The sequence below is a fragment of the Tengunoibacter tsumagoiensis genome (genome assembly GCF_003967535.1).
GTDB lineage: Bacteria > Chloroflexota > Ktedonobacteria > Ktedonobacterales > Ktedonobacteraceae > Tengunoibacter > Tengunoibacter tsumagoiensis.
Window position 1 is genome coordinate 2,278,925 of sequence record NZ_BIFR01000001.1, and the last position, 21,185, is coordinate 2,300,109.

At 48.7% G+C, this 21,185-nt stretch carries 23 protein-coding genes; 14 read left to right on the top strand and 9 right to left on the bottom strand.

Features of this window, described 5'->3' with window-relative positions:
- The first annotated feature begins 175 nt into the window (after positions 1–175).
- The 9 genes from EL628_RS08955 (at position 176) to EL628_RS08995 (ending at position 7,015) form a co-directional block, all read left to right on the top strand.
- Positions 176–835, top strand: coding sequence for a TetR/AcrR family transcriptional regulator (locus tag EL628_RS08955; protein WP_126579612.1), 660 nt, complete (start codon positions 176–178; stop codon positions 833–835).
- Between the two features lie 133 nt (positions 836–968).
- Positions 969–1,682: a class I SAM-dependent methyltransferase gene (locus EL628_RS08960; protein ID WP_161975368.1), complete on the top strand. Its 714-nt coding sequence runs from the start codon at positions 969–971 to the stop codon at positions 1,680–1,682.
- 126 nt (positions 1,683–1,808) lie between these two features.
- Complete coding sequence (locus tag EL628_RS08965; protein ID WP_126579614.1) at positions 1,809–2,447, top strand: CGNR zinc finger domain-containing protein; 639 nt, start codon at positions 1,809–1,811, stop codon at positions 2,445–2,447.
- 125 nt (positions 2,448–2,572) lie between these two features.
- Positions 2,573–2,914, top strand: a complete 342-nt coding sequence (locus tag EL628_RS08970) for an ArsR/SmtB family transcription factor (RefSeq protein ID WP_126579615.1) — start codon at positions 2,573–2,575, stop codon at positions 2,912–2,914.
- Positions 2,911–3,816: a PhzF family phenazine biosynthesis protein gene (locus EL628_RS08975; RefSeq protein ID WP_126579616.1), complete on the top strand. Its 906-nt coding sequence runs from the start codon at positions 2,911–2,913 to the stop codon at positions 3,814–3,816. Before EL628_RS08970 ends, EL628_RS08975 begins: the two co-directional genes overlap by 4 nt.
- The gene (locus EL628_RS08980) at positions 3,813–4,778 is read left to right on the top strand and encodes an ornithine cyclodeaminase family protein (protein WP_126579617.1); all 966 of its coding nucleotides are present in this window, start codon (positions 3,813–3,815) and stop codon (positions 4,776–4,778) included. Before EL628_RS08975 ends, EL628_RS08980 begins: the two co-directional genes overlap by 4 nt.
- A 22-nt stretch (positions 4,779–4,800) precedes the next feature.
- Entirely contained in the window at positions 4,801–5,409 is a 609-nt protein-coding gene (locus tag EL628_RS08985) for a nitroreductase family protein (protein ID WP_126579618.1), read from the top strand.
- Between the two features lie 143 nt (positions 5,410–5,552).
- Positions 5,553–5,969 carry a tautomerase family protein gene (locus EL628_RS08990; protein WP_126579619.1) on the top strand — a complete coding sequence of 139 codons (417 nt, stop codon included), beginning with the start codon at positions 5,553–5,555 and terminating at the stop codon, positions 5,967–5,969.
- Between the two features lie 284 nt (positions 5,970–6,253).
- Entirely contained in the window at positions 6,254–7,015 is a 762-nt protein-coding gene (locus EL628_RS08995; RefSeq protein ID WP_126579620.1) for an SGNH/GDSL hydrolase family protein, read from the top strand.
- A 155-nt stretch (positions 7,016–7,170) separates the two neighbouring features.
- On the opposite strand, the gene EL628_RS09000 is transcribed toward EL628_RS08995, so the two are convergent.
- Positions 7,171–8,445 carry an MFS transporter gene (locus tag EL628_RS09000; RefSeq protein WP_126579621.1) on the bottom strand — a complete coding sequence of 425 codons (1,275 nt, stop codon included), beginning with the start codon at positions 8,443–8,445 and terminating at the stop codon, positions 7,171–7,173.
- On the opposite strand from EL628_RS09000, the gene EL628_RS09005 reads away from it, so the two are divergent.
- A complete protein-coding gene (locus tag EL628_RS09005; protein WP_126579622.1) occupies positions 8,440–8,682 on the top strand; it encodes an SRPBCC domain-containing protein in 243 nt (80 codons plus the stop codon). The genes EL628_RS09000 and EL628_RS09005 overlap by 6 nt on opposite strands.
- Here the strand turns inward: EL628_RS09005 and EL628_RS09010 are convergent.
- Positions 8,675–9,034, bottom strand: coding sequence for a DoxX family protein (locus tag EL628_RS09010; RefSeq protein WP_126579623.1), 360 nt, complete (start codon positions 9,032–9,034; stop codon positions 8,675–8,677). The two genes, EL628_RS09005 and EL628_RS09010, sit on opposite strands and share 8 nt — an antisense overlap.
- A 130-nt stretch (positions 9,035–9,164) precedes the next feature.
- Here EL628_RS09010 and EL628_RS29755 point away from each other — a divergent pair, with 130 nt between their 5' ends.
- On the top strand, positions 9,165–9,323 hold the full coding sequence (locus EL628_RS29755) for a hypothetical protein (protein WP_161975369.1): 159 nt from the start codon (positions 9,165–9,167) through the stop codon (positions 9,321–9,323).
- 661 nt (positions 9,324–9,984) lie between these two features.
- On the opposite strand, the gene EL628_RS09015 is transcribed toward EL628_RS29755, so the two are convergent.
- Positions 9,985–10,962 carry an alpha/beta hydrolase gene (locus EL628_RS09015; RefSeq protein ID WP_126579624.1) on the bottom strand — a complete coding sequence of 326 codons (978 nt, stop codon included), beginning with the start codon at positions 10,960–10,962 and terminating at the stop codon, positions 9,985–9,987.
- A gap of 124 nt (positions 10,963–11,086) precedes the next feature.
- Here EL628_RS09015 and EL628_RS09020 point away from each other — a divergent pair, with 124 nt between their 5' ends.
- Positions 11,087–11,563, top strand: coding sequence for an Lrp/AsnC family transcriptional regulator (locus EL628_RS09020; protein ID WP_126579625.1), 477 nt, complete (start codon positions 11,087–11,089; stop codon positions 11,561–11,563).
- A 132-nt stretch (positions 11,564–11,695) separates the two neighbouring features.
- Here the strand turns inward: EL628_RS09020 and EL628_RS09025 are convergent, their stop codons facing one another.
- From EL628_RS09025 to EL628_RS09035, 3 genes are all read right to left on the bottom strand, one after another.
- A complete protein-coding gene (locus EL628_RS09025; protein WP_126579626.1) occupies positions 11,696–12,607 on the bottom strand; it encodes an SDR family NAD(P)-dependent oxidoreductase in 912 nt (303 codons plus the stop codon).
- 18 nt (positions 12,608–12,625) lie between these two features.
- Positions 12,626–13,081: a MerR family transcriptional regulator gene (locus EL628_RS30760; protein ID WP_281276526.1), complete on the bottom strand. Its 456-nt coding sequence runs from the start codon at positions 13,079–13,081 to the stop codon at positions 12,626–12,628.
- A 99-nt stretch (positions 13,082–13,180) separates the two neighbouring features.
- Positions 13,181–14,563: an MFS transporter gene (locus EL628_RS09035; RefSeq protein ID WP_126579627.1), complete on the bottom strand. Its 1,383-nt coding sequence runs from the start codon at positions 14,561–14,563 to the stop codon at positions 13,181–13,183.
- A 446-nt stretch (positions 14,564–15,009) separates the two neighbouring features.
- Here EL628_RS09035 and tnpC point away from each other — a divergent pair, with 446 nt between their 5' ends.
- Entirely contained in the window at positions 15,010–16,437 is a 1,428-nt protein-coding gene (tnpC, locus tag EL628_RS09040) for an IS66 family transposase (RefSeq protein WP_126579628.1), read from the top strand.
- 558 nt (positions 16,438–16,995) lie between these two features.
- The gene (locus EL628_RS09045; RefSeq protein WP_126579629.1) at positions 16,996–17,964 is read left to right on the top strand and encodes a hypothetical protein; all 969 of its coding nucleotides are present in this window, start codon (positions 16,996–16,998) and stop codon (positions 17,962–17,964) included.
- Positions 17,965–17,977: 13 nt separating this feature from the next.
- Here EL628_RS09045 and EL628_RS09050 read toward each other — a convergent pair whose 3' ends face one another.
- From EL628_RS09050 to EL628_RS09060, 3 genes are all read right to left on the bottom strand, one after another.
- Positions 17,978–18,955 (bottom strand): type IV pili methyl-accepting chemotaxis transducer N-terminal domain-containing protein, encoded by a 978-nt coding sequence (locus tag EL628_RS09050; protein WP_126579630.1) that lies wholly within the window; start codon positions 18,953–18,955, stop codon positions 17,978–17,980.
- A 9-nt stretch (positions 18,956–18,964) separates the two neighbouring features.
- Entirely contained in the window at positions 18,965–20,182 is a 1,218-nt protein-coding gene (locus EL628_RS09055) for a nitrate/nitrite transporter (RefSeq protein WP_218028891.1), read from the bottom strand.
- Between the two features lie 163 nt (positions 20,183–20,345).
- Complete coding sequence (locus tag EL628_RS09060; protein WP_126579632.1) at positions 20,346–21,170, bottom strand: uroporphyrinogen-III synthase; 825 nt, start codon at positions 21,168–21,170, stop codon at positions 20,346–20,348.
- Positions 21,171–21,185: the final 15 nt, after the last annotated feature.

Consider the following 21,185-nt stretch of genomic DNA (forward strand, 5'->3'; position numbering starts at 1 on the left):
AACATACCTATCAGTATTCATATAGACATGCGGGAAGTCGCCATCCAGTCGCTCCCAATCTCTTCCATCGAGAGTTCAATGAAAAGCACATCAATTTATAGCAAAAACTATCCATCGTCTTGTAGAGCCTTTGACTTCCCCACTATCCGTGTTATATTATGATCATAGTCAATAAATGATCACAGTCATTTTAGTAGGAGAGGATGGTATCGTCACAGGTATGGCCGTACGACGTTTGCGAGAGCAGAACAAACAACGCACCTTTGCGTCTATTAAGCAGGCGGCAAAATCCTTATTTGAACAGAAAGGGTATGAGGCAACGACTACTCGTGAAATTGCTGAATTGGCTCAGATCGGTACGGGCACTCTTTTCCTGTATGTCAAGGATAAAGCAGAACTTCTGATTCTTATCTACACTGATGCTCTCAAAGAGATCATCGCCAGTGTGTTTGCCACGCTGCCTGAAGATGGGCTTTTGTTGGATGGGCTTATGCATATCTTTAGTTCCTTCTTCCGCTTTTACGAACGAGACCTGGCGAACGCTCGTTTCTTCTTGAAGGAGCTTCTTTTTTACGTGAGTGAGCAGAATGATCATCGATCGTTTGACCCTCTGAACGAGCATTTCGTCACTCAATTAGCACATCTGATACAACAAGCACAGGAACGCGGAGCAATTAATCAGAATATCAATCCACATCTGGCTGCTCATAGCTTTTATGCCCTCTATTTTGCAGCGGTGACTGCCTGGTTAGGGAATATCCTTCTTTCAGATCTGGATGTTCTTGATCAGCTACGGGCAGCCTTCGACTTGCAGATTAAGGGAATGCTTCCCTGACACCCCCAGGTCACAGTGAGGAAGGTGTTTTATCTTCCCCTATGAAAGCCACTGTTTGTGAAAGGAAAATAGAATGGGCAAAAAACAGGATGTTTTGGGTAAAAAAAGCCCTTCTGAATGGGAAGGATTAGCAATGAGAGAACAATCTCTCTTTTCTGTTCGCACGAAATATTTTCAGTCAATCATCACGAACACACTTCATCTCAATCCAAATGAGCAGAAAGTGCTCCATCTTGGTGGACGACGAGGGCTCTTTGCGCAAGAACTGGCACAGCAAGGGTTTCATGTGACAGTCATGGATAGTTCTGAGGCTGCAATTGCTTTCGCCAGGGACCAGGCAAAGTTGGAAAACGTGACCATTGACGCCCTGATAGGAAATGCTGAACACCTTCCTTATGCCGATGCTTCTTTTGATATCATCTACTGTTCTGATCTGCTCGAAGTGACAAATAACATGGAGGGGATAATAGCAGAAGCGTCGCGAGTCTTAAAACCAGGGGGAATATTCCTGTATGATACTGTCAACAGAACGATCTTGAGCAGATTGGTGTATCTGTTTCTTTTTCAGCGATGGTCCTGGAGCGCTATTATGCCACCACACCGCTACTCCCCCCATCGCCTGGTCCCACCTCGAAAGCTGAAGCACCTTATGCACAAGTATGAGCTTGACAACCAGGAGTGTGTTGAATTCAAACCAGAAAGCCTCTCACAGCTTCTTGGCGCAGTGAGAGCATACAAACAAGGGATGCTCAATGCTGATGAAGCAGGCAAGCGCGTCCAGATGAAGGTAGGAAAACGAGGTGAGAAACCAGCGGTGACCTATCTAGGATATGGCTTCAAGCAGTAGCCAGACAGAATGGCGATTTTTTCGGCTTGCACGTTTTTTTCATAGGAGCAACGGGGCCTGATTAGCTTTAATCATAGAAATTGAAGAGGGCTTCAGAAGTGTGCCGAAGCAGAGAAAGGAGGGCGAGTGAAGGAAAGCAAAAGGCACCAGAACGCTAGTAATCAGAAGGAGACGTCTGATGAACGCAACCCGTTCATCTTTCTGGGTGGCAACCTCGCACTGGATCTGGTTAATACGGAATACATAGTGCGAGGGAAAAGAGCGGATAGATTACTAACCCCTGTCGATGCCACTCAGTGGTGGGAGATGGCACAACAAATGTATTCACAAACCATTCAACACCAGGAAAGCAGGGCATGGAGTGAGCAACAGGTCTCGGCTCTCCGCAGGCTGCGACAGATGCTCCGTGACCTGTTTGAAACCATTGTAGTACACCATCAGGCACATGAGAACCAGATAGAAGAACTGAATAGCTTGCTGCGCCTGGGATCTTACATGCTCGAAATTGGGCCAGAAGGGAATTTTTCGGCACACTACCGCATGCGGGACCTCCAGGGAAGTGAAGTGCTCTTTTCCATTGCATGGGCCGCGATGGATTTATTGACGAAGCAAGAACTGGGCCGATTGCATGCCTGTCAGAACAAGAGGTGTATGGTGCTTTTTTACGATACGACCAAAAGTGCTACTCGCCATTGGTGTAGCATTGCTTGTTCAAATCGTGCGCGGTCACTGCAAAACTACAGACAAACGAAGAACGCGCCATAACTGTGAAATGGCTTCTCTATTCTTCTGTATAAAGAAAGGGAAGCATTCTTTTTGAGACCCCTACCATCCCTGGTATGGATGAGGAACACCTTGACAAACTCGGCAGATTATGTTATTTAGCTAATATGCTAAATAACATAATACTGAATAAAGAAGATCTGAGTATACTCAAGGCACTCGCCAGCGAGACGCGGCTTACGATCCTTGAGTTGCTCAAAGATCCCGTCGCAAATTTCCCACCGCAGGTCGATGGTGATCTCATCAGAGACGGCGTGTGCGCAGATTTCATCCGGGAGAAGTTGGGTATCACTGCCGCCACAGCTTCACGTCATCTCACTCTTTTAACTGAGGCTGGACTGTTAAACGCCAGGCGCAAGAAAGGATGGACATTCTATCGGCGTGACGAGCAAGCGTTCCAGCGCTACCTCCAGCAGTTACAATCGCACCTCTTGAAGGAGATCCCATGAGTCTTGAATACTTTCACGTGAATGTGTTCAGTCGCGTTCCATATCGTGGCAACGGTTTGCCCGTATTCCCTACTGCATCTGGCTTGCATACCAGCCAGATGCTCTCAATCACTCAGGAGTTGCGCCATTTGGAAGCGATTTTTCTTGAGCCGGGGAAAGACGCGAACACAGTCCACGCTCGCGTCTTCGACCTGTTCGAGGAGTTGCCATTCGCGGGACATCCCATTATTGGTGCTGCGGCCATACTGCATCATCTATCAGGGCGTACCTCTCCCCAGACCTGGCAGTTCAAACTGACTGAAAAGGTCGTAAGTATCGCCACAGAGCAAACTGAATATGGATATACTGGTCTGCTCAATCAAGGAGTGCCTGAATTCCTGGGTATGGTGACAGAACGTGACCTATTCGCTCGTGCGTTTGGTCTCACATCAGGCGATCTCCATCCTACTCTTCCGCTTGAAGTAGTCAGCACAGGATTGCGTTACCTGATCATACCAGTCAGACCAGGAGTGCTTCAGCATGCCCGTATTCTCAGTGACATCACCGAAATGCTGCGCAGAGTGAGAGCCCAGTTCGCGGTCCTGTTCGATGAAGCTGCACTTGAGATACGGCACTGGAGCAATGACGGTACTGTAGAAGATGTCGCAACTGGGAGCGCGGCAGGTACTATTGGAGCCTATCGCCTACGCCATAGGCTGACGCGTGCTGGTGAACGCTTCATTCTCAACCAGGGGCGCTTCATTGGCCGCCCGAGTACGCTTTGTGTGCAACCTGAGGGTACATCTGAAGCGATCCAGACGGTCAAGGTTGGGGGAGATGTTGTGCTATTAGGGCATGGCGCCCTGGAGGTACTGCCTACAGGAGCGTTGCAGGAGCAAGAAACGACTGCGAGGGAACAATGAACGACGTTCGTATCGTAAGTGCCAGTGAATTACGCGCTGCTGTGCGCTTTGATGATCTGATCGAACCAATCTCGCAGGCTTTCCAGGAATCGAGTGCTGGACTTGCTGACAACAGGTTGACAGTGCTATTTCCCGCCGAGCGTCCTGAGTTGGGCGATGTCTATGTCAAGACGGGTACGCTCCGTGGGCATGCCGTCTTTGTGGTCAAGATCTCGCCCTGGTTCGCAGTCAATAGTGAGCGAGGACAGGCACAGGGAGGGTTCATTGGTGTATTTGACAGCCGGACTGGTCATACACTGGCGCTTCTCAATGAGGAGCACTATCTCTCCGACATTCGCACTGCCGCAGCGGGCGCACTTGCGGCCCGAATGCTTGCGCCTGCCTCTATCCAGTCTGCTGCCATACTGGGGGCTGGAGTGCAGGCCTTCTGGCAGGCACAAGCGCTATACCATGAACGTCGCTACACGACCCTGACGATCTGGGCGAGAAATGCCGAGAGTGCAGCCAGACTCAAAGCTGACTTACAGCCTCTTCTGCCGGACGTGAAGATCGTCGTTTCGCATGATCTTGAAAGCACCGTGCGCTGTGCCGATGTGCTCATTACTGCAACTGCAGCACGAACTCCCCTTGTGCGTGGGGAATGGCTGCATGCAGGACAGCACATTACCGCTGTAGGCGCGGACGATGCTACCAAGTGCGAGCTCGACGCAACTGCATTGAAGCGTGCGCGGGTATTTGTCGACTCTCGCGAAACCACGGCAGCCAATGGTGATGTATATGCAGCACTGCAAACTGGCGAGTACATGCTAACAGAGATATGTGGTGAAGTTGGTGAGGTACTAGCAAATCAGAAGCCTGGACGCATTTCCTGTAGCGATATCACCATTGCCAAATATATAGGAATCGGAGTCCAGGATCTGATCGCAGCTGAAGTATCGCTCAAAAAACTTGAGTTACTATGAATGATAGAGAAAGGGAACACAGGTGGATTTTTCCGAAATTCTTTCCAAACGTCGCATGGTACGGCATTTGACGGCTGATCCTATTGATCCTTCTGCCCTTCAGCGGGTGCTCAGTGCAGCCCTCAAAGCTCCTAGTGCTGGTTTCACCCAGGGACAGTCTTTTGTCGTCATCACCCAGCCAGATATGAGAAAACAAATCAGCGCGCTGCTAGACGAAGAGGCCTATTCAAACGGACAATATGCATTTCTCTCAACAGCTCCTGCTCTAGTTATTCCCTGCATCAGCGAGGCTGCGTACCACCGCCGCTATCAGGAACCAGACAAGGTGCTTGAGGATGGTTCTGAGGAAGAATGGCCCTATCCCTTCTGGCACATGGACATAGGATGTGCAATCATGTTGTTGCTGCTTGCGGTTGTCAATGAGGGATTGGCAGCGGCCTTCGTTGAGGTATCTGTCAAAAACAGGCAGGTTCTTTGGGATCTGCTCCAGATTCCAGAAGAGGTGACGCCAGTAGGGGTTATTCCAATTGGTCATCCTGGACCATATCCTCCTTCTCCCCGTCTCAAAAGCCGGAGGATGCCAGAGAGAGAACGGATCCACTGGGAATCTTGGGGAAGCAGTGCTCAGTGAGAGTAAAAAGAATTATCGTCTAAGGCATTCTGCCCGCTTTCGATTGGCTAAGCATTCTGCCCGCTTTCGATTGTCTAAAGATGAGGCTGATAGTGATTTAGAGTATCTATGCAAAGTATATAAAGCTATGAAAGGAAGAATATATGCCATTTGTTCACATCTCACTTCGTCAAGGGACATCCATTGCTTACCGCCATGCTATCGCTGATGGTGTTCACAAAGCACTGGTTGACGCCATTGGCATTCCCAATGCTGACCGCTTCCAGGTGATCACTGAACATGACCTTGCTAATCTGATCTATGACGAGCATTACCTGGTGGACAATGCTCGCACCGAAGGGATTGTGTTCATCCAGATTACGTTTGTGCAGGGACGAACTTCCGAAATGAAGCAAGATCTCTATCACCGGATCGCAGAAAATCTCACGAGAAATCCTGGGCTCCGTGCTGAGGATGTGTTTATCACGCTTGTCGAGAACTCCCCTGCAGATTGGTCTGTTGGCAATGGTGAAGCCCAGTTGCTCAAACGCCTCAAGGAGGAAACCGGTCTAAGAAAATAGGACTGTGCAGATACATTTGTCATGAACCCCCGATTAAGATGTGCATTTTTAGAAGAAAATGATCACCACTACGCTACTCGACAAATACCTTTCATTTGATGTATCCTTTTAGAAAGGGAGAGTAAATTGATATTTGCTCTCTCACTTCTCTTTGTATGAGAAAAATCGTAAGGGCTACCAGCAAATTACAGGGATGTTCCCTTACAACTCTCAATGGTTGTGAGTTTAGAATACACGTAAAATTTGTTTTATTTGTATTCTAGGAAGAAGTCAAAGGAATGACAATGCACAAGAAGCTTTTCAGGCGGTTCTTTTTGTGTTCGACGGTGGTGACAGGATTACTCCTGTCTTTAACATTGACGGGCATTACTTTTGTTTTGCCGCATGCACATGCCGCTATCGGTGATGGTTCACCTACTGACCCGGATATTACGTATATTGGTCGCTGGGACACCAGTTCCGCTGATCTGGCTACCAGTTACTGGGGTGGTGCTTATCTTAAAACCAGTTTTACGGGAACTACAGTGAGTATGAAGCTCGCTGGTTCGGCAAATATCTATGCCAGTATTGATAATGGTGGCGATGTCTATTATGGAGGTGCCAATGGCACGGTTAATCTGACCCCAACTCCTTTGTCAGCAGGAACTCACTCCTTAAGGGTTGCCGCGAAGTCCGAGTGGGATCAGATTCAGTTTCAGGGACTGGTCTTAGATGCCGGAGCTACAACAGTTGCTCCGACTGTTTCTCCTACTATTATTGAATTTGTGGGTGACTCGATTACTTCTGGTCTGACTGACTCAAAGTCTTCTCTCTCCGCTTATGGCTGGTTGGCTGGTGAGCAGTTAGGTGTGGAGCATACGCAGGTTGCGTTTTCGGGTATCTGTCTCGTTGAGCAGTGCCATTCATCGACCGATGTGGGTAGGTGCGTATCTAACCGTGGATGGAGGCAATTTCATCATGTAATCGCCAGCTTGTACTCTCAAGCATCTGTCGGCAGGCAAGAAGGACCTGGAACCTGTATGCTGCATTCCCTGGTCACGATCTAGATCACGCCGGAATCTGTTCCCTCCATTCCTGCCTTTTTGGGAGAAGTGGCGGTCTTTGCCCAAGTGCTCTCGCATACTCGTCGGCTTCAACGCATTCAAGTTTGACCAGGGCTTCTCCAGTCTCTTGAGGTGAGAAGAGAAGGTGTTTACTACACTCACTGGTGAGCACCTTTGACTAACAGTGCACCTGCGAGGAGCGTTACCCCAACCACCATCCACCCGGCGTGAAAGATACCAGCGTGCTGGATTATTTCCCCAAAGAGGAGTGCGAAGAGCACAAAGGCGAGCGAGGAGAGGGCACTGACCCCCGAGGCTGCTCCTGTGCGTACTTCTGAGGGGAGAGAGTCGTGCAGCATGCGGGTAAAAATCGTATTGACCGCGACTCCTCCTGCAACCAATATCCCCTGGGCCAGAATAACAATCATAGCGTTTCTCACGACGACCAGCGCCAGGCTCGACGCTACCAGTAACCCGGCCATCCCCACGACATTGGTCGACTTCGTGAATGTCAGTCGAGCTGCAAGCCAGGAGCCTGCTCCTCCTGCTGAGAGCACCGCCGCATTGGCTATCCCGTAAAGCCCGACCGGAGCAGCCAGGGCTAACTGCCAGAGCGGCCCAAACTCGAAGACTGCCGAGAGAAGGAGTGAGGTGGCAAGTAAGATAGAGATGGTGCGCAGAAATTTTCCTCGCTGGAAGAGGATCTGCGAAATAGCTCGCACATGACTGACGAATGAGGTGCGTTTCTCGGTGTGATGCAGATGAGGTTCCTGGAAGGTGAGTAGTGCGACCAGGGAAATAATCCCCAGCGGAATCGTGGCAAAATACGCCAGCCGAGGTGAAAGCAGCACGGCCACCAGCCCACCAGCGAGCGCACTGAGGAGTAAGGCCAGGCTATTGAGTTGCTTGACATGGCTCAGACGTTGGGCAAAGGCGAGCCCATGCCCCGTCTCTTCCAGCAGTATGTCGTACAGTATGGACTCGTAGGTGCCCGACGCCAGGGCGACCGAGACCCCGAAGAAGAGGGTGCTGACCAGGTAGGTCGGGATATTGTAGCTGAGCCCCCCGAGCAGGGCATTGATCATGGTAGCGAGCGAGGATAGCATGAGGATGCCCTTGCGGCTCCAACGATCAGCAAGAAGTCCTGAGGCGAGATCAAAGAGAGGGATCAGACTGCCGTAGCAAGCGACCATCAGGCCAATGGTGGCCTGATTAAACCCAAGACTCCGGAGAAACACTTTCTCTATGGGTGCCCAGAGCACCAGCCCCTGCGAAAAAGCAGCGATATAAAGTGGCAGTAGGCGGGTTCGTAACGCTTGAGACCGAGATGTCCATGACGTGTGATTGGTGAGAGGTTGCTGCATGTCGTTGTTCCCTTTTTTCCGAGCATTGATATCATTTAAATAGGCATTATGTGCAACTTTTAGTTGCATATAATTTCTCAATGCAGAGCGCAAAAGTGGAAACCAAGAGTATGGAACGTCATCACAAAGCCTGAATATAGCGACCAGTGGTTTGGGAGTCAGGCAGAAATAGACGTGCGACCAGGAGGAAAAGGCAGACTGATTCGGGGCAAGGACTTTGAAGTCCTACTGGCAATTGTGGAGGATGAGAAGCCACATCTCTTCTTATCCTCTCCAGGAGCGGGTCAAGATCACACTCTTAAATAGAGAGTGCTGTAAATGTTGTGAGGACGATAGCGATGATCAGGCCGATAGTTGCAGGAAAAACATCGGGAATGAACGTATCTCTTTTACGCACAAGGTGAGTAAAGATAGCGCCTACCATTACGATAATAAGCAAGATAGAACCGAGTAGAAGAAGGAATGGAACCCAAAAACCAGCAAGCATTCCCACTCCGACAAGCAATTCCATAAAACCAACGGTGACTAAAAACCAGCGAGGATAGCGAAATCCTTCAAAATGAGCGACCGAAGGCCCTTTGCGTAAAATCTTTAGGAGGCCGTTTAGCCCAAAAGCAATACCTGTGATGCCTTCTAAAATGAGAAGAGCTATGTTCATAGTTATGTGCCTTTCAAATAATTAAAATAAGGCTAATATTGTATTATACTGAATAAATATACCATATTCAATAAAGTTCAACAGGAAAAGTTGACTTCAATCCCTGTCCGGTTTTGGGGTTTACTCCAGGTTGAAGCAAAAACCTCGTACGCTTGTTGCTCGACTCATTCCGGAATTGCTGGCACAGGACACTCAATCGCGTGGTGGTTTAGGTACAGTAGGCGATGTTTTGCAAGAACTCGCCTTGCACACGGCGCACCATCTGCGGGAGCTGGCAAAAGCTCAGTAGTCTGGAAGCGAGTCAGGCTAGAAATTTCTCATGGGTAATCCCTCTACCAAATGTGCCGAGAAACTGATTCGTATGCGCCTGGAGAATGACAGTGCGGGTACGCACAACCTGTCCCTGATAGCCTGAAGCCTGGACTGTCTCGAAACTCGGCCTGCCTCGCTTTTATGGTTCTTCCGTACTTTCCGTGCTATCGAGAAGTATCAGGTATACAGTTTGAGGGCGAAGCCACTTCCGAGGCCTTCTTGTGAAAATGATCTTCCCATTATGGTACAGCTTAGCGCGGAAAGTGTGGAAGAGCCACTTTCATGGATAGGAGGAAAACGTGTATACTACCCATGAAAGTGGCATGCGCATGAAGAGCGGTACGATGCGTCCATTATACTCGGGAGTCATGACCATCTCTTCTGCAAACTGCTCTTTTGGCTATTGCCAGCGTTCCTCGTTTTGTCCTAAGACGTTTGGGATCACTTTGGAGCTGCATCATCATACACTCAATCAATGATCTGGCAAGCCTATTCCACTAAAAACACATTAGCCTTCTTTACAGATGACAAAACTCTAATTGTTGAGAGGGCCTGATGCGTTGTATATTCCTATCGTAACAAGAAAGCATTTGTAGAGGCCAGTCAAGTATTCATTTCTATGACCCAATGTATTCTTCTTATATGTATGGGAGATTCGTGTTCTTCACAACAACTTGCAGCGTCTGGGATATCTGGTCAATCGCTGCTCTTCCAGCATCGAGCACTCCTGCAAAGCCGAAGAAGCCATGGATCATGCCGGGATATCTCGTCAAAGTGACACTCACTCCGTCCTGCTTGAGACGGTTGGCGTATGCTTCACCTTCGTCGCGTAATGGATCACATTCTGCAGTGAGGATGAGTGCCGAAGGAAGGTGCGTCAAATCCCTTACATTCAGGGGAGAGATCCAGGGATGATTGCGGTCCTGGTCGCCATAGGTGAGATCAAAATCACGTTTCACCTCTGATCGATGGAGCACAATGCCATCGTACTTCTGCCAGGAATATGTATCAAAGTCCGTACATCCGCAAGTACTGGGATTGATCAGGATCTGCAAAGCGATAGCGGGCCCACCCCGTTCGCGGGCCATGATGGTGACCGCAGTCGCAAGTAAGCCACCAGCGCTATCTCCACCAATGGCAAGCAAACGGGCATCAGCATTGATAGATGACGCATGGGTCGCAACCCATTGAGTAACGGCGTAGGCATCCTCCCAGGCCGCAGGAAAAGGATGTTCAGGAGCAAGGCGATAGTCTACAGAGACAATCAACCAACCAGAACGATTTGCGAGCGCACGCAATGGCCGATCAACGGTATCCAGATCGCCGATGGTACAGCCACCTCCATGCAAATAGATGAGAACGGGTAAATCCGTTGCGTCACAGGGTTGATAGATGCGAACAGGAAGAGGGCCGCCTGGACCAGATAGGAGGTGTTGCCCAATGTGGAAGACTGGCTCCGGCTCTCCTGCCAGAGGATCGAGCCGATGAAAGCTGATACGGCTGGCCGCAATTTGCTCAGGTATGATAAGTGGACGATCTGGCAGTGGTCTGTTTGCTGCATCTGCTGCCCATTGGCTTAGCAGCGCTCTGGCCTGGGGATCGAGTTGGTTGTGCATAGGTTCCTCTCAAAACGTAACGGTCCTGTAACTGGAAATAGTGTATCAGGAGAAAAGGGATACGTACATCATTTTTCAAAAGTGATATGGTAAAATGCTTTCAAAAAACAAGGAGCAATTTCCGATGGCTTTAAAAGATGAATATCTGCTCGATGAGACTGGATGGCACATTCTCTCCGAACTCCAAAAGGATGCGCGGCTGTCCTTTCCCGAGCTTGGACGACGTGTTGGGCTCTCCGCTCCAGCCGTGGCCGAACGGGTGCGCAAGCTTGAAGAAGCAGGAGTGATTACCGGATATGGAGCTCGGATCAATTCTGCGCTGGTTGGTTTACCTATTCTGGCCTTTAGCCGCATCACGACCCCACCAATGACAGAAACAGCCATACATGAACTCATTGCAGGGATCCCTGAATTGCTTGAATGCCATAAGGTGACGGGAAATGAGAGCTTTCTGTTCAAGCTTGCCGTCTCCTCGATTTCCCATCTGGAGAGGGTCTTGAATTCTCTGATGAAGTATGGACCCGTCACCACATCAATTGTCTTATCCACACCACTCTCTGGAGAACCCATCAAACAAGAAGCAACCAGCAGGGAGAGCTAGACAAACAACCAGACACTCTATCGGCACTGAACGAGGTTTTTTGTTCGCCATGTGTCACAAGTTCCTGTGTGATGGAGAGTATTGGATAGTCAGGTTGCCAGGCTGAAGTATATTGTAGAGAGAACAGACCTATCAGGCAAGGAGGTGTAATGATGTTTCCCAGAGGCGATGAGCATTCTCGGAGTTGAGAGCATAGGGCGCCACGCCACTCACATAGCCATTACCATTCGTTACCATGAGAGCCTCATTACAGTCCTCGAAGTATCGTCCACTCATGCCCTGAAGGAGCGGCGATGTGGCCAATAAGACAGAAGTTGCAGCTCCCTGCTGTGGCGTTTTCCGTCTCTCTGGTGGGGTCCGAAGACCTCCAACGTGACGTTGGAGATTGGTAGAAATCGCCCCTGGCATCAATGCATTGGTCGTGATGCCATCGCTTTTCCAGTGGGCTGTGGCTCCGACTGCGAAGAGGATAGTCGCAGTTTTGGACTGCCCATACGCAAGGAGTGGATCATAGGGACGGTAGGCAAAGTGAATATCGTCGAAAACCACAGGCGAGATCAGATGTCCAGAGGAACTGACCATGACAATGCGTGCGTTCCCTGTCGCAGCCAGTGCGTTGTGAAGACCAAGAGTCAGGGCAAAGTGTCCCAGGTAATTGGTGGTGAACTGCATTTCCCAGCCTTCAGGTGTACGCTGTTCTGGTATTGCCATAACTCCGGCGTTATTGATGAGGACATCCAGTGGTCTGGTCCACTTGGCAACAAACTCGGAGATTGATGCCCGATCAGCTATGTCGAGTTGGGCGACATGCACATTCTGGTTTCCTGTAGTGGCGATGATGTCTGCTACTGCCTGCTTGCCTGTATCGGTATTTCGTACGGCAAGCGTCACCTCGGCTCCAATGTGGGCTAGCGTTCGTGCCGTTTCCAGGCCGATCCCCGATGCGCCTCCGGTAATCACCACCTGTTTGCCCAACAAATCAATGCCTTCAGCCACTTCATCAGCAGTAGAGGAAAATTCAAAGGGGGTTGTAATTCGTTCCATAATCGTTCCTTTTGATTGTTATAGAAGCTTTGCAGCGATACGATGAATTTCTTCAGTTATGTGTTGGGCCGCCTCGGTGTCTCCACGCTCCAAAGCATCCCAATAGGCAACTTTCTCCTCAAGGTACTGTTTTCTGATCTGCAATTGTTCGATTTCACGTTCGAGTTCTCTTGCATGCGTCTGAAAGAGTTCCTTTTGTTGTGCAGCGCTCTGCGTTCCTTGTTCGAGCAAGTGCAGATATGTTCGCATATCCTCTATAGAGAGGCCACTGGCGCGAAGACAGGCGAGTGCATTGACCACGCTTACGGTAGTGGCAGGATACCGCCTGTGACCACTGCTCGGATCCCTCGGAACAGGTTGTATGAGGCCGATCTTCTCGTAGTATCGAAGTGTAGGTTCGGGCAGACCACTCTGTTGAGACAATTCTTGAATTGTGAATGAGTCTGACTTTGATATGGTTGATGCATTTCTCATGGTGTTAGTATAGACAACTTAAAGCGCTTTAAGTCAAGGGACATGACAAAGATGGTTGCCTTATGGAAAAGAGTCTGCCTTCTTTAATAAAAATATTTTTTATAAGCTATCTTCTATTGTAACTGTTTCAATGGGTTTTCTAACTTTAGAAACCATGCTTCGCCTTTGATGCAATGCATAGTAAGCATACAAAGAGGCTGATAAAAATAGTAAGCCTATTACTATGAATATACTGTCTAAAGATCGAAAGTATATTCCTGCTATCTGAAAATGCACTTTTGCTAAGAGCACGCTCGCAACATAACCAGCTGAAATTGCTGAAAACAATGAAGCAAAGAGGGAGAGAGGGGTAAGAACTGATATAACCCGACCAATCAGTTTTGGTGGTGTTTCATTGAGCAACAATGGGCTAGCAGCTACCCGCATCGCTGCTAGTAATGCGCCAAATATAAAAAATAATGGCAAGGCAGGAATAAAAGAGGTCATACGTGACATTATAATGACACACAAACCCAATCCTGCCAGAGACAGATATAAAAGCCGTTTTAGACCAATTTTCGATGCAAATTTTCCTCCAACGAAAGCTCCTCCAATCATACCTCCTCCTAGCGCTGCTCCAACAAATCCTGCGAACGAAACAGGAGTGTATAGATTGTTGGGAAGGAAGAAAATGTAGAGTGCATCGAAAGCGCCTGCACCAAATGTAGCTATAAAAGAAGCAATAATGATTGTCCGAATAAGATGATTTCCAAAAGAAAAACGGAGTCCCTCTGTAAACTCATTCCACAAAGTGCTATTGACTACTTTCTCTTGTGTCACAATTGGGGTGTTGATAACCCAGATAGTGAAGAACGAAATGCAAAAGGTAAATGCATCAAAAAGTAACGCCCATTGAAGGCCCATGGTAAATAATAGTGGTGCAGCTAAAGGTGGTCCAACAATCGCAGCGAAGGCCTGCATTGTTTGGGACAGACCAGCCGCTTTAGGTCGACTTTCTTGAGGGACGATTTTGGCCAATAAGCCCATATTTGCCGGGCTAAAAAATTGAGAACAGATGCTATTCAAAAAAGTTACAACATAGATTGCTCCAAGTTGGACAAGCAGAGGAGGGTGTCCAGATGTAAAAAAAGGCCAGGGAATAATTCCAGTGAAAAACACCAGGGAGAATGAAAGCAATGCGCGTATGACATCCATACGTATCATGGTTAAGCGATTGTCCCAACGATCAACAAATACTCCTGCAAGTGGCCCTACTAAGAGACTTGGGACCATAGATATCACGAGAACTCCACTCATAGCCAAGGGGGCCCAGGATTGTCCATCAGCTATAATTGTGACAATCCATAAAACAAGAGTATACGTTGATATCTGATCACCAATCTGTGAGATAATTTGGCCTGTAAAGAGAAAGGCATAATTACGATTAATTAACAGCTCTGATTTTAAGATCCGATCTACTAGCTTAGCGTTTGTTGTCTTCATGAAGAAATCCTTTCTTTAGAAACTGACAAAATCGTCTTAAAATAAGAAAAAGACACATAAGCGTTAGCCTTCTAATGATCTATTTAAGTTTCCTAAGCCTCTAATAGTTGATGGTGAATATATAGAAATTCATCTATTAGACAGCGATGTAGGAGTATTTCTCACCCTCCCCAGGCTTCCCCTCTTGTAGCTAGCTTTGAAATAGAGAATGACATTTTTCTTGTTTACCTGTCTTCCTCCTTTCCTTTTCATGCCATGAGAATAAAACCTGAATCAATATTCTGTCTACTGAACTCTACATATAACATTGGGAGAAATTAATTTCTTGTATTGTAGCGTATTATATTGAATTACACCTGCATTCACCGAGCTTGCATATAATATTCGTAACTACTCAGGTGGACTAAAGAATTGCATTTGCTTGGCCCATCAGGTACAGTGTAGGTATGGACAAAGATCAACAGATACAGCAGAAAGATCAGCAGATTGCGCAGTTGGAAGCGGCACTGCAGCAAGCGGTCCAAACGATTGAGCAACTGCAACAACGCATCCAAGAACTGGAGCAGCGGTTGGCAAAAGACAGCCACAATAGTCATTTGCCGCCCTCTTCTGACCGTTTTGTTCGCCAACCCAAAAGTTTGCGCCCCAAAAGCGAGAAACCTTCAGGAGGACAAAAAGGGCATCCTGGCAAGCATCTGATGATGAGTGCCACTCCTGATCACATCATTGTCCATCCACCTGATCTCTGCTGGGACTGCCAGCAGGATTTGACCACCCAACCCATCCTCGCCATCACGCGTCGGCAGGTCATTGATCTTCCCACAAGCGCCGTGCAGATTTGGGAGCATCAAGCTCAGACCAAATGCTGTCCCCGTTGCCATTCTCAGACGACCGCTCCCTTTCCTGAGCAGGTCAGTGCTGCGGTGCAATACGGCTCCACCATCCAGGCCATCGCTGTCTATCTCTCGCAGGTCCAGTTGCTGCCCAATGAGCGGGTCTGTCAAGTGATGAAGGACCTCTTGGGCGTTACGATCTCGTGTGGATCGTTGCACAACTGGATGGCACGCTGTGCTCAGGCGATTGAACCAATCGAAGAGCAGATCAAAACGGCGTTGCGACGAGCAAAGGTCATGCATCAAGACGAAACCGGTTTGTATGTGGCTGGAACAAGACAGTGGATGCATGTGGCTTGTACCAAGACATTGACCCACTTTGGCGTGCATGAAAAACGAGGCCGAGAAGCCATGGATTCCATTGGAATTGTGCCTCATTTTCGTGGGATCAGTGTTCACGATGGCTGGGCTTCTTACCAGGGCTACCTGTGCCAACATGCCCTGTGCAATGTTCATCATCTGCGGGAATTGACGTTTCTGGCAGAAGAACACCAGCAGGCATGGGCGGCTGAGATGATCGATCTGCTGCTGCACATCAAAGACGCCGTGCACGATGCTCAATCGCGTGGGCACAGCGCCTTGTCGCCTCCGGTGCGTGCCGAGTTTGAAGCCCTCTATCGTGCCTGGCTTCGGCAAGCTGATCTGCTCAATCCTCAGCAACCCCACACTGGTCCAGTCAAACGAGGGAGAAAAAAGCAAAGCGTGGTGCGCCGATTGTTGACCCGACTGCGGGATCAGCAAACGTGGGTTCTTGCCTTCATGACAGACTTTGATGTTCCCTTTGATAACAGTTTGGCCGAGCGCGATATTCGAATGATGAAAGTGCAGCAAAAGGTGTCTGGCTGTTTTCGCAGCCAGGAAGGTGCCAGCGTGTTTTGCCGCATCCGCTCGTACGTTTCGACCATGACCAAACAAGGCTATGCACTTCTTCCTCTTCTGGAGATGGCTCTGGTTGATCATCCCATCTCTCCTACTTTCTAGCTTCTACCTGAGTAGTTACTAATATTCTATAGTAAATTTTATTCATACAAATATTATAGCAGATTCTTCTGTGATTCTGAATAGAAAGTGCTTTTTTAACTTGTATAAGTGGTCTATTTGATCAGCCCTTGTATCGATTTTTGTTTATTCTTCGGTCCAGTTGCGTTTCTGCCCGCCCACTCTTTGCTTGCTTATTCAATCCTGAAAATCCTTAAAGAGGGGCGGAAAGACGAGTGTTCTCATTCCAAGACAGTGGAATACAGCAGAAATTCTCCTCTATCACTATGAATTCATTTGCGGTGATATCTTGATAGACGATATTTTGATATAAAGTAAGAGGGAGCATCAGAGTGGTGAAAGATGAATGACAACACACAACTTTTTTTCTTCAAATTGCCTTTGTTGGAAATCCCGCGCTGCTTGCAATAACCCCGAGGTTCTCATGATATTTAAAGTGGACAGGAACCCAAAATAGTATATAATAGTAAGTAATAGAAAATATACAACGCGATAGACACAGAGCGATGTCTCCCTGAGATGGATCGCAGGAAGCAGGGCATGCAAGAATATCAGACATGGCGCGAGCTGCTCGCAGTTTTGCTTAAGAAGCCGCGAGAACAGAGACGGATCGCCCGCATAACAATGGTTGATAGTGAAACGCTTCTCGCATGGAGTAGAAATACCCAGTCTCCTGATGTGGGACAACTGCATGCTTTACTGAAGGCCCTGCCTCAGCGGCAGATGTTGCTGCGCACATTAATTGCTGAAGAGTTTGAGGATTTTGACGAGGAACGCGATGATGCGCCAACACAAGCCTCTTTGATGGCTTTTTCCGCCCATCTGCTTGAATTGTCAGCAACCGTTCCAGAACAATCACGCTTCTGGTCTATATGTGTCGCTGTACTATCCGAAGCATTACAGCAGCTCGATCCTGATCATCTTGGTATCTCTCTAAGCATCGTACAATGTATGCCCTCACAGGCAGGAACGATCTTCTGCTTACGTGAGTCTATCAGCCTGGGAAGCACACCCTGGTGTGAGCAAGTACAGGTGAAAACAAGATTTCTCGGTGCAGAATCCCTGGCAGGAGCTGTGGTATCTTCTGGCTCGATGCAGGTGGTGACGAACAGTACTCAAGAGCAACAACTGGCGGTAAACTTACCAGAGTATGCAGTAAGCGCAGCCGCACTTCCGATTACCTACAGTAACCGTGTTGCTGGTTGTTTTCTCCTGGCGAGCACACAGGCTGACTATTTTTCTTCTCAGGTACGGATTGAGCTTATAGAAAATTATCGAGCTATGCTCACCTTAGCCTTTTCCCCCGATACTTTTTATGAACCTGCACAGATTATGCTCCAAACAATGCCAGCATTCCAGGAACAACAACCATATCTTGCAGCCTTCCCACAGCGCATCGCAGCAACATTAAAGACAGTTTTCAGCACCAATCGTATCATCAGTTATTTAGAGGCCCAACAGCACGTATGTAGCCAGATTGCGGAAGAATTGGCCCGGCTTCCCTCCTGAAGCCTTCCCTCAATTAGTTAGAGATATAGTGCAGAGCGGAAGCCCCCAGCGAGTGTGCACAGATCTTTTGCTGTTGATATTGGTGGCATTCACAGACAAAGACCTGCTGACCATGAATCTCTTGTTGATGGACATTATAATAGTTGCCATCTTTGTCACGTACCTGATAATGGCCCATAGCAACAATACGAGCATGCGGTGCATCCTGCTGCCGCGCCGCAAGTGCGTTATTCAGCGCCAGAATGCGTTCAGCCCGTTTGCGTGTCACTTCTTCTCTGGTTGCACGTTCATTGGCCTGTATGAGATCGATGAGGGTCTGTCGTAGCTGGGCAACGGCAGGACGGAAGATGAAGAGGCCTTCCAGAAGGAGAACAAGCAGGGTGAGGCCAAATAAGATGAACTCAATCTCCTTAAGTTCAGCGACATGATTTTCAGCCTCTCGTTGATACTGTGTGACAATTTCGTCCATGCCAATCAGGAATGGAGCCTGGTTAGCGAGAATGATACGGATCTCAGGCAACAGGGTAGAAGGAGGTGCCGCCTGTGAATTGGCACCTCCTGTTTTGACAAGAGTGAGCAGTGTGTTGGATGCTCGGAGTATAGCCTGATAGGCAGGTTCAATTGTAGCGAATAAGTGTTGTACCGCCGGGCTATTATGGCCGGGCAAGCCCAATGACTCATCACCATACTGTAAACCTTGTTGACTATGCTGCCAGAGTAACGCAACCACCTGTAGTTCATTCGAGTTTTGCTGACTATCTTGCGTGTCCGTAAATACTGCAAGTGCCAGGGCGGCTTTTGTTAAACGCTGGCTCAGCATGCGCTGACGACCAGCGATATTAATAACCAGTGCGTCACTCGACTGCTGTTGTAGCGCAGCTTGAATCATCACCTGACCAAACACAGCTAACAAAGCAATGGTACTGAGAGCCGTGATATAGAGCATCGTGAGACGACGCGTAGGATGTCGTTTCTGAGACCACCTGTACATACTTTATTACTACGCTGTCTCACCTTCAACTATCACAGAAGGAGCTACTGACCATTCCCGCTGGGCAGCCAGGAAGATCCGCAAAGCGACAAGGGCGATAAAGGCAATGATGGCCAGTATGACCAGACCAGAGCCGTATGATCCACTGATCTGCTTGATGCTCCCTAGCAAGGTTGGCAGGAAGAAACCACCAACTCCCCCAAACGCCCCCACCAGTCCGGTGGCAATACCAATCTCACGCCGGAAACGTAGTGGTACCAGTTGAAAGACTGCTCCATTCCCCATACCGAGGCAGATCATTATCAGGAGGAAGAGCCAGATCATTACCCCAATAGCAGGCAAAAGCGAGATTGCGAGATAGATGATGCCAATCCCAATCAGCAATGCAGTAAGTATACGCCCACCCCCAATTTTATCCGCAAGGAAGCCCCCCAGCGGTCGGAACGTGCTGCCAAGGAAGGCAGCCAGAGCGGTAAACAGACCAGCGGTGATGGGATTGAATGTTGTGTACTGATTCTTGAGGAAGAGAGGGAGGAAGGTGCTGAGACCGACGAAGCCACCAAATGTGACGCTATAGAACAGACAGAACCACCATATATCTCCACTACGCAGTACGCTTATATAGCGGCTCAAGTCTACGCCAACAGGACGATCAGGGCTATCTTTTGCCAGAAGTACGAAGATTACCAGCACAATGGCAAGTGGGAGTATCGACAGTCCCATAACCGCATGCCAGCCATAAGACTTTGCTAGCGATGGCGCCGCGAGATTTGCCACTACGGTGCCGATATTGCCAGCAGCGGTAATTCCCATGATGAGACCCTGACGAGAAGGTGGATACCAGTGGCTGGCAAGAGGGAGAGCAACAGCAAATGATGAGCCTGCAACCCCCAACATCAATCCGATAGCAATAATACCAGCAAAGTTTATTGGCAACAGCCAGGCCAGAAACAGGGGAATGAAGAGGAAAAAGAGCATAGCTGTGCCACTACGCTTGCCACCGAAACGGTCGCTTAAAATACCCATGACGATACGCATCAATGAGCCACTCAGCGTAGGAATGGCAACCATCAAACCTTGTTGTGCACTATTGAGTCTGAGATCTTTTGTGATAAAGATGCTTAGAGAGCCAAGCAATACCCATAGTGTGAAGCACAGGTCAAAATGAAGGAACGATGCAAATACAGTTAAGGCTGAGCCCTTGTTCGTACGTGTAGATGTCTGCACTTTCATATCTCCTGACGATGATGTCTACTCTGAACATAAAGGTTTTAGACAGGGTGGTGAAACCCTTTCATGAACGTCTACTCTGTTCTACCTGAATAAGCACTAAAAAACGTGTAGTATGATATCTATCTCTTCAGCGTTTAACGTAGAAAAATACTAAGCGTTAATTGCTGTTGAGTCCCTCTAAATAATCTGTCAAGGCTTTGATAAGATGACCAATTTTGGGATGCTGTGGCTCTACACGCGGTATCACCCCAAATTCGCGCAGGGTAGCTGTACAGGTTGGTCCTATTGACGCCACGACTGTCCGTGTATTCAACGCTTGAGCCAGTTCTTCCTGTGAGAGGCTCTCCTTCGCCACGAGAAACAGGTGGCGTATCTGCACCTGGCTGGTAAAGACAACGGCATCTATATGCAGCGCTAGAATGTCCGCGACCAGTGCACGTAATGGCACAATATCGTCGGGCAAGAGCCATTCATAGAGCATCAGCTCTTTGATGCTCGCGCCTCTTGCCTGTAAATAGTGTATGACCTGTGTATTGCGCTCTCCATAGTGCACGACCGCCACTCTGGTGTTTTGCAGTGGGAGCGCTTTCATTGCCTCCAATAGCTCATGCGTTGTGTAGGGTTCGCTCGCACTCGCGGTTATCGGTATCTGTAAACGTTTGAGCGCCGCACCTGGCTTGGGGCCGCGACAGACAACAGTGACGTTCTGCAATGCTGTGAGCAGTTCCTCTGCGCGACCCAGTTCCCGCGCAACACGGAAGAGCGTATCGACGCCGACGCCCGTGAAAAAAACCACCACTTGCAACTCCGCATGTGCCATGTGGTCGATAAAGGTCACTATCTCTTCTGTGTTTTCCAATGCAGACTCACGGAGAGCTGGTGCACACACTGGCTCTCCGCCAGAGCGGCGTATCATGTTGGCAATCTCGCCACTCATGCGGGCCTCTAATAGGGCAATCCGTGTTCCATTGAAACTGCTCATTCTCTCTCATCCTTT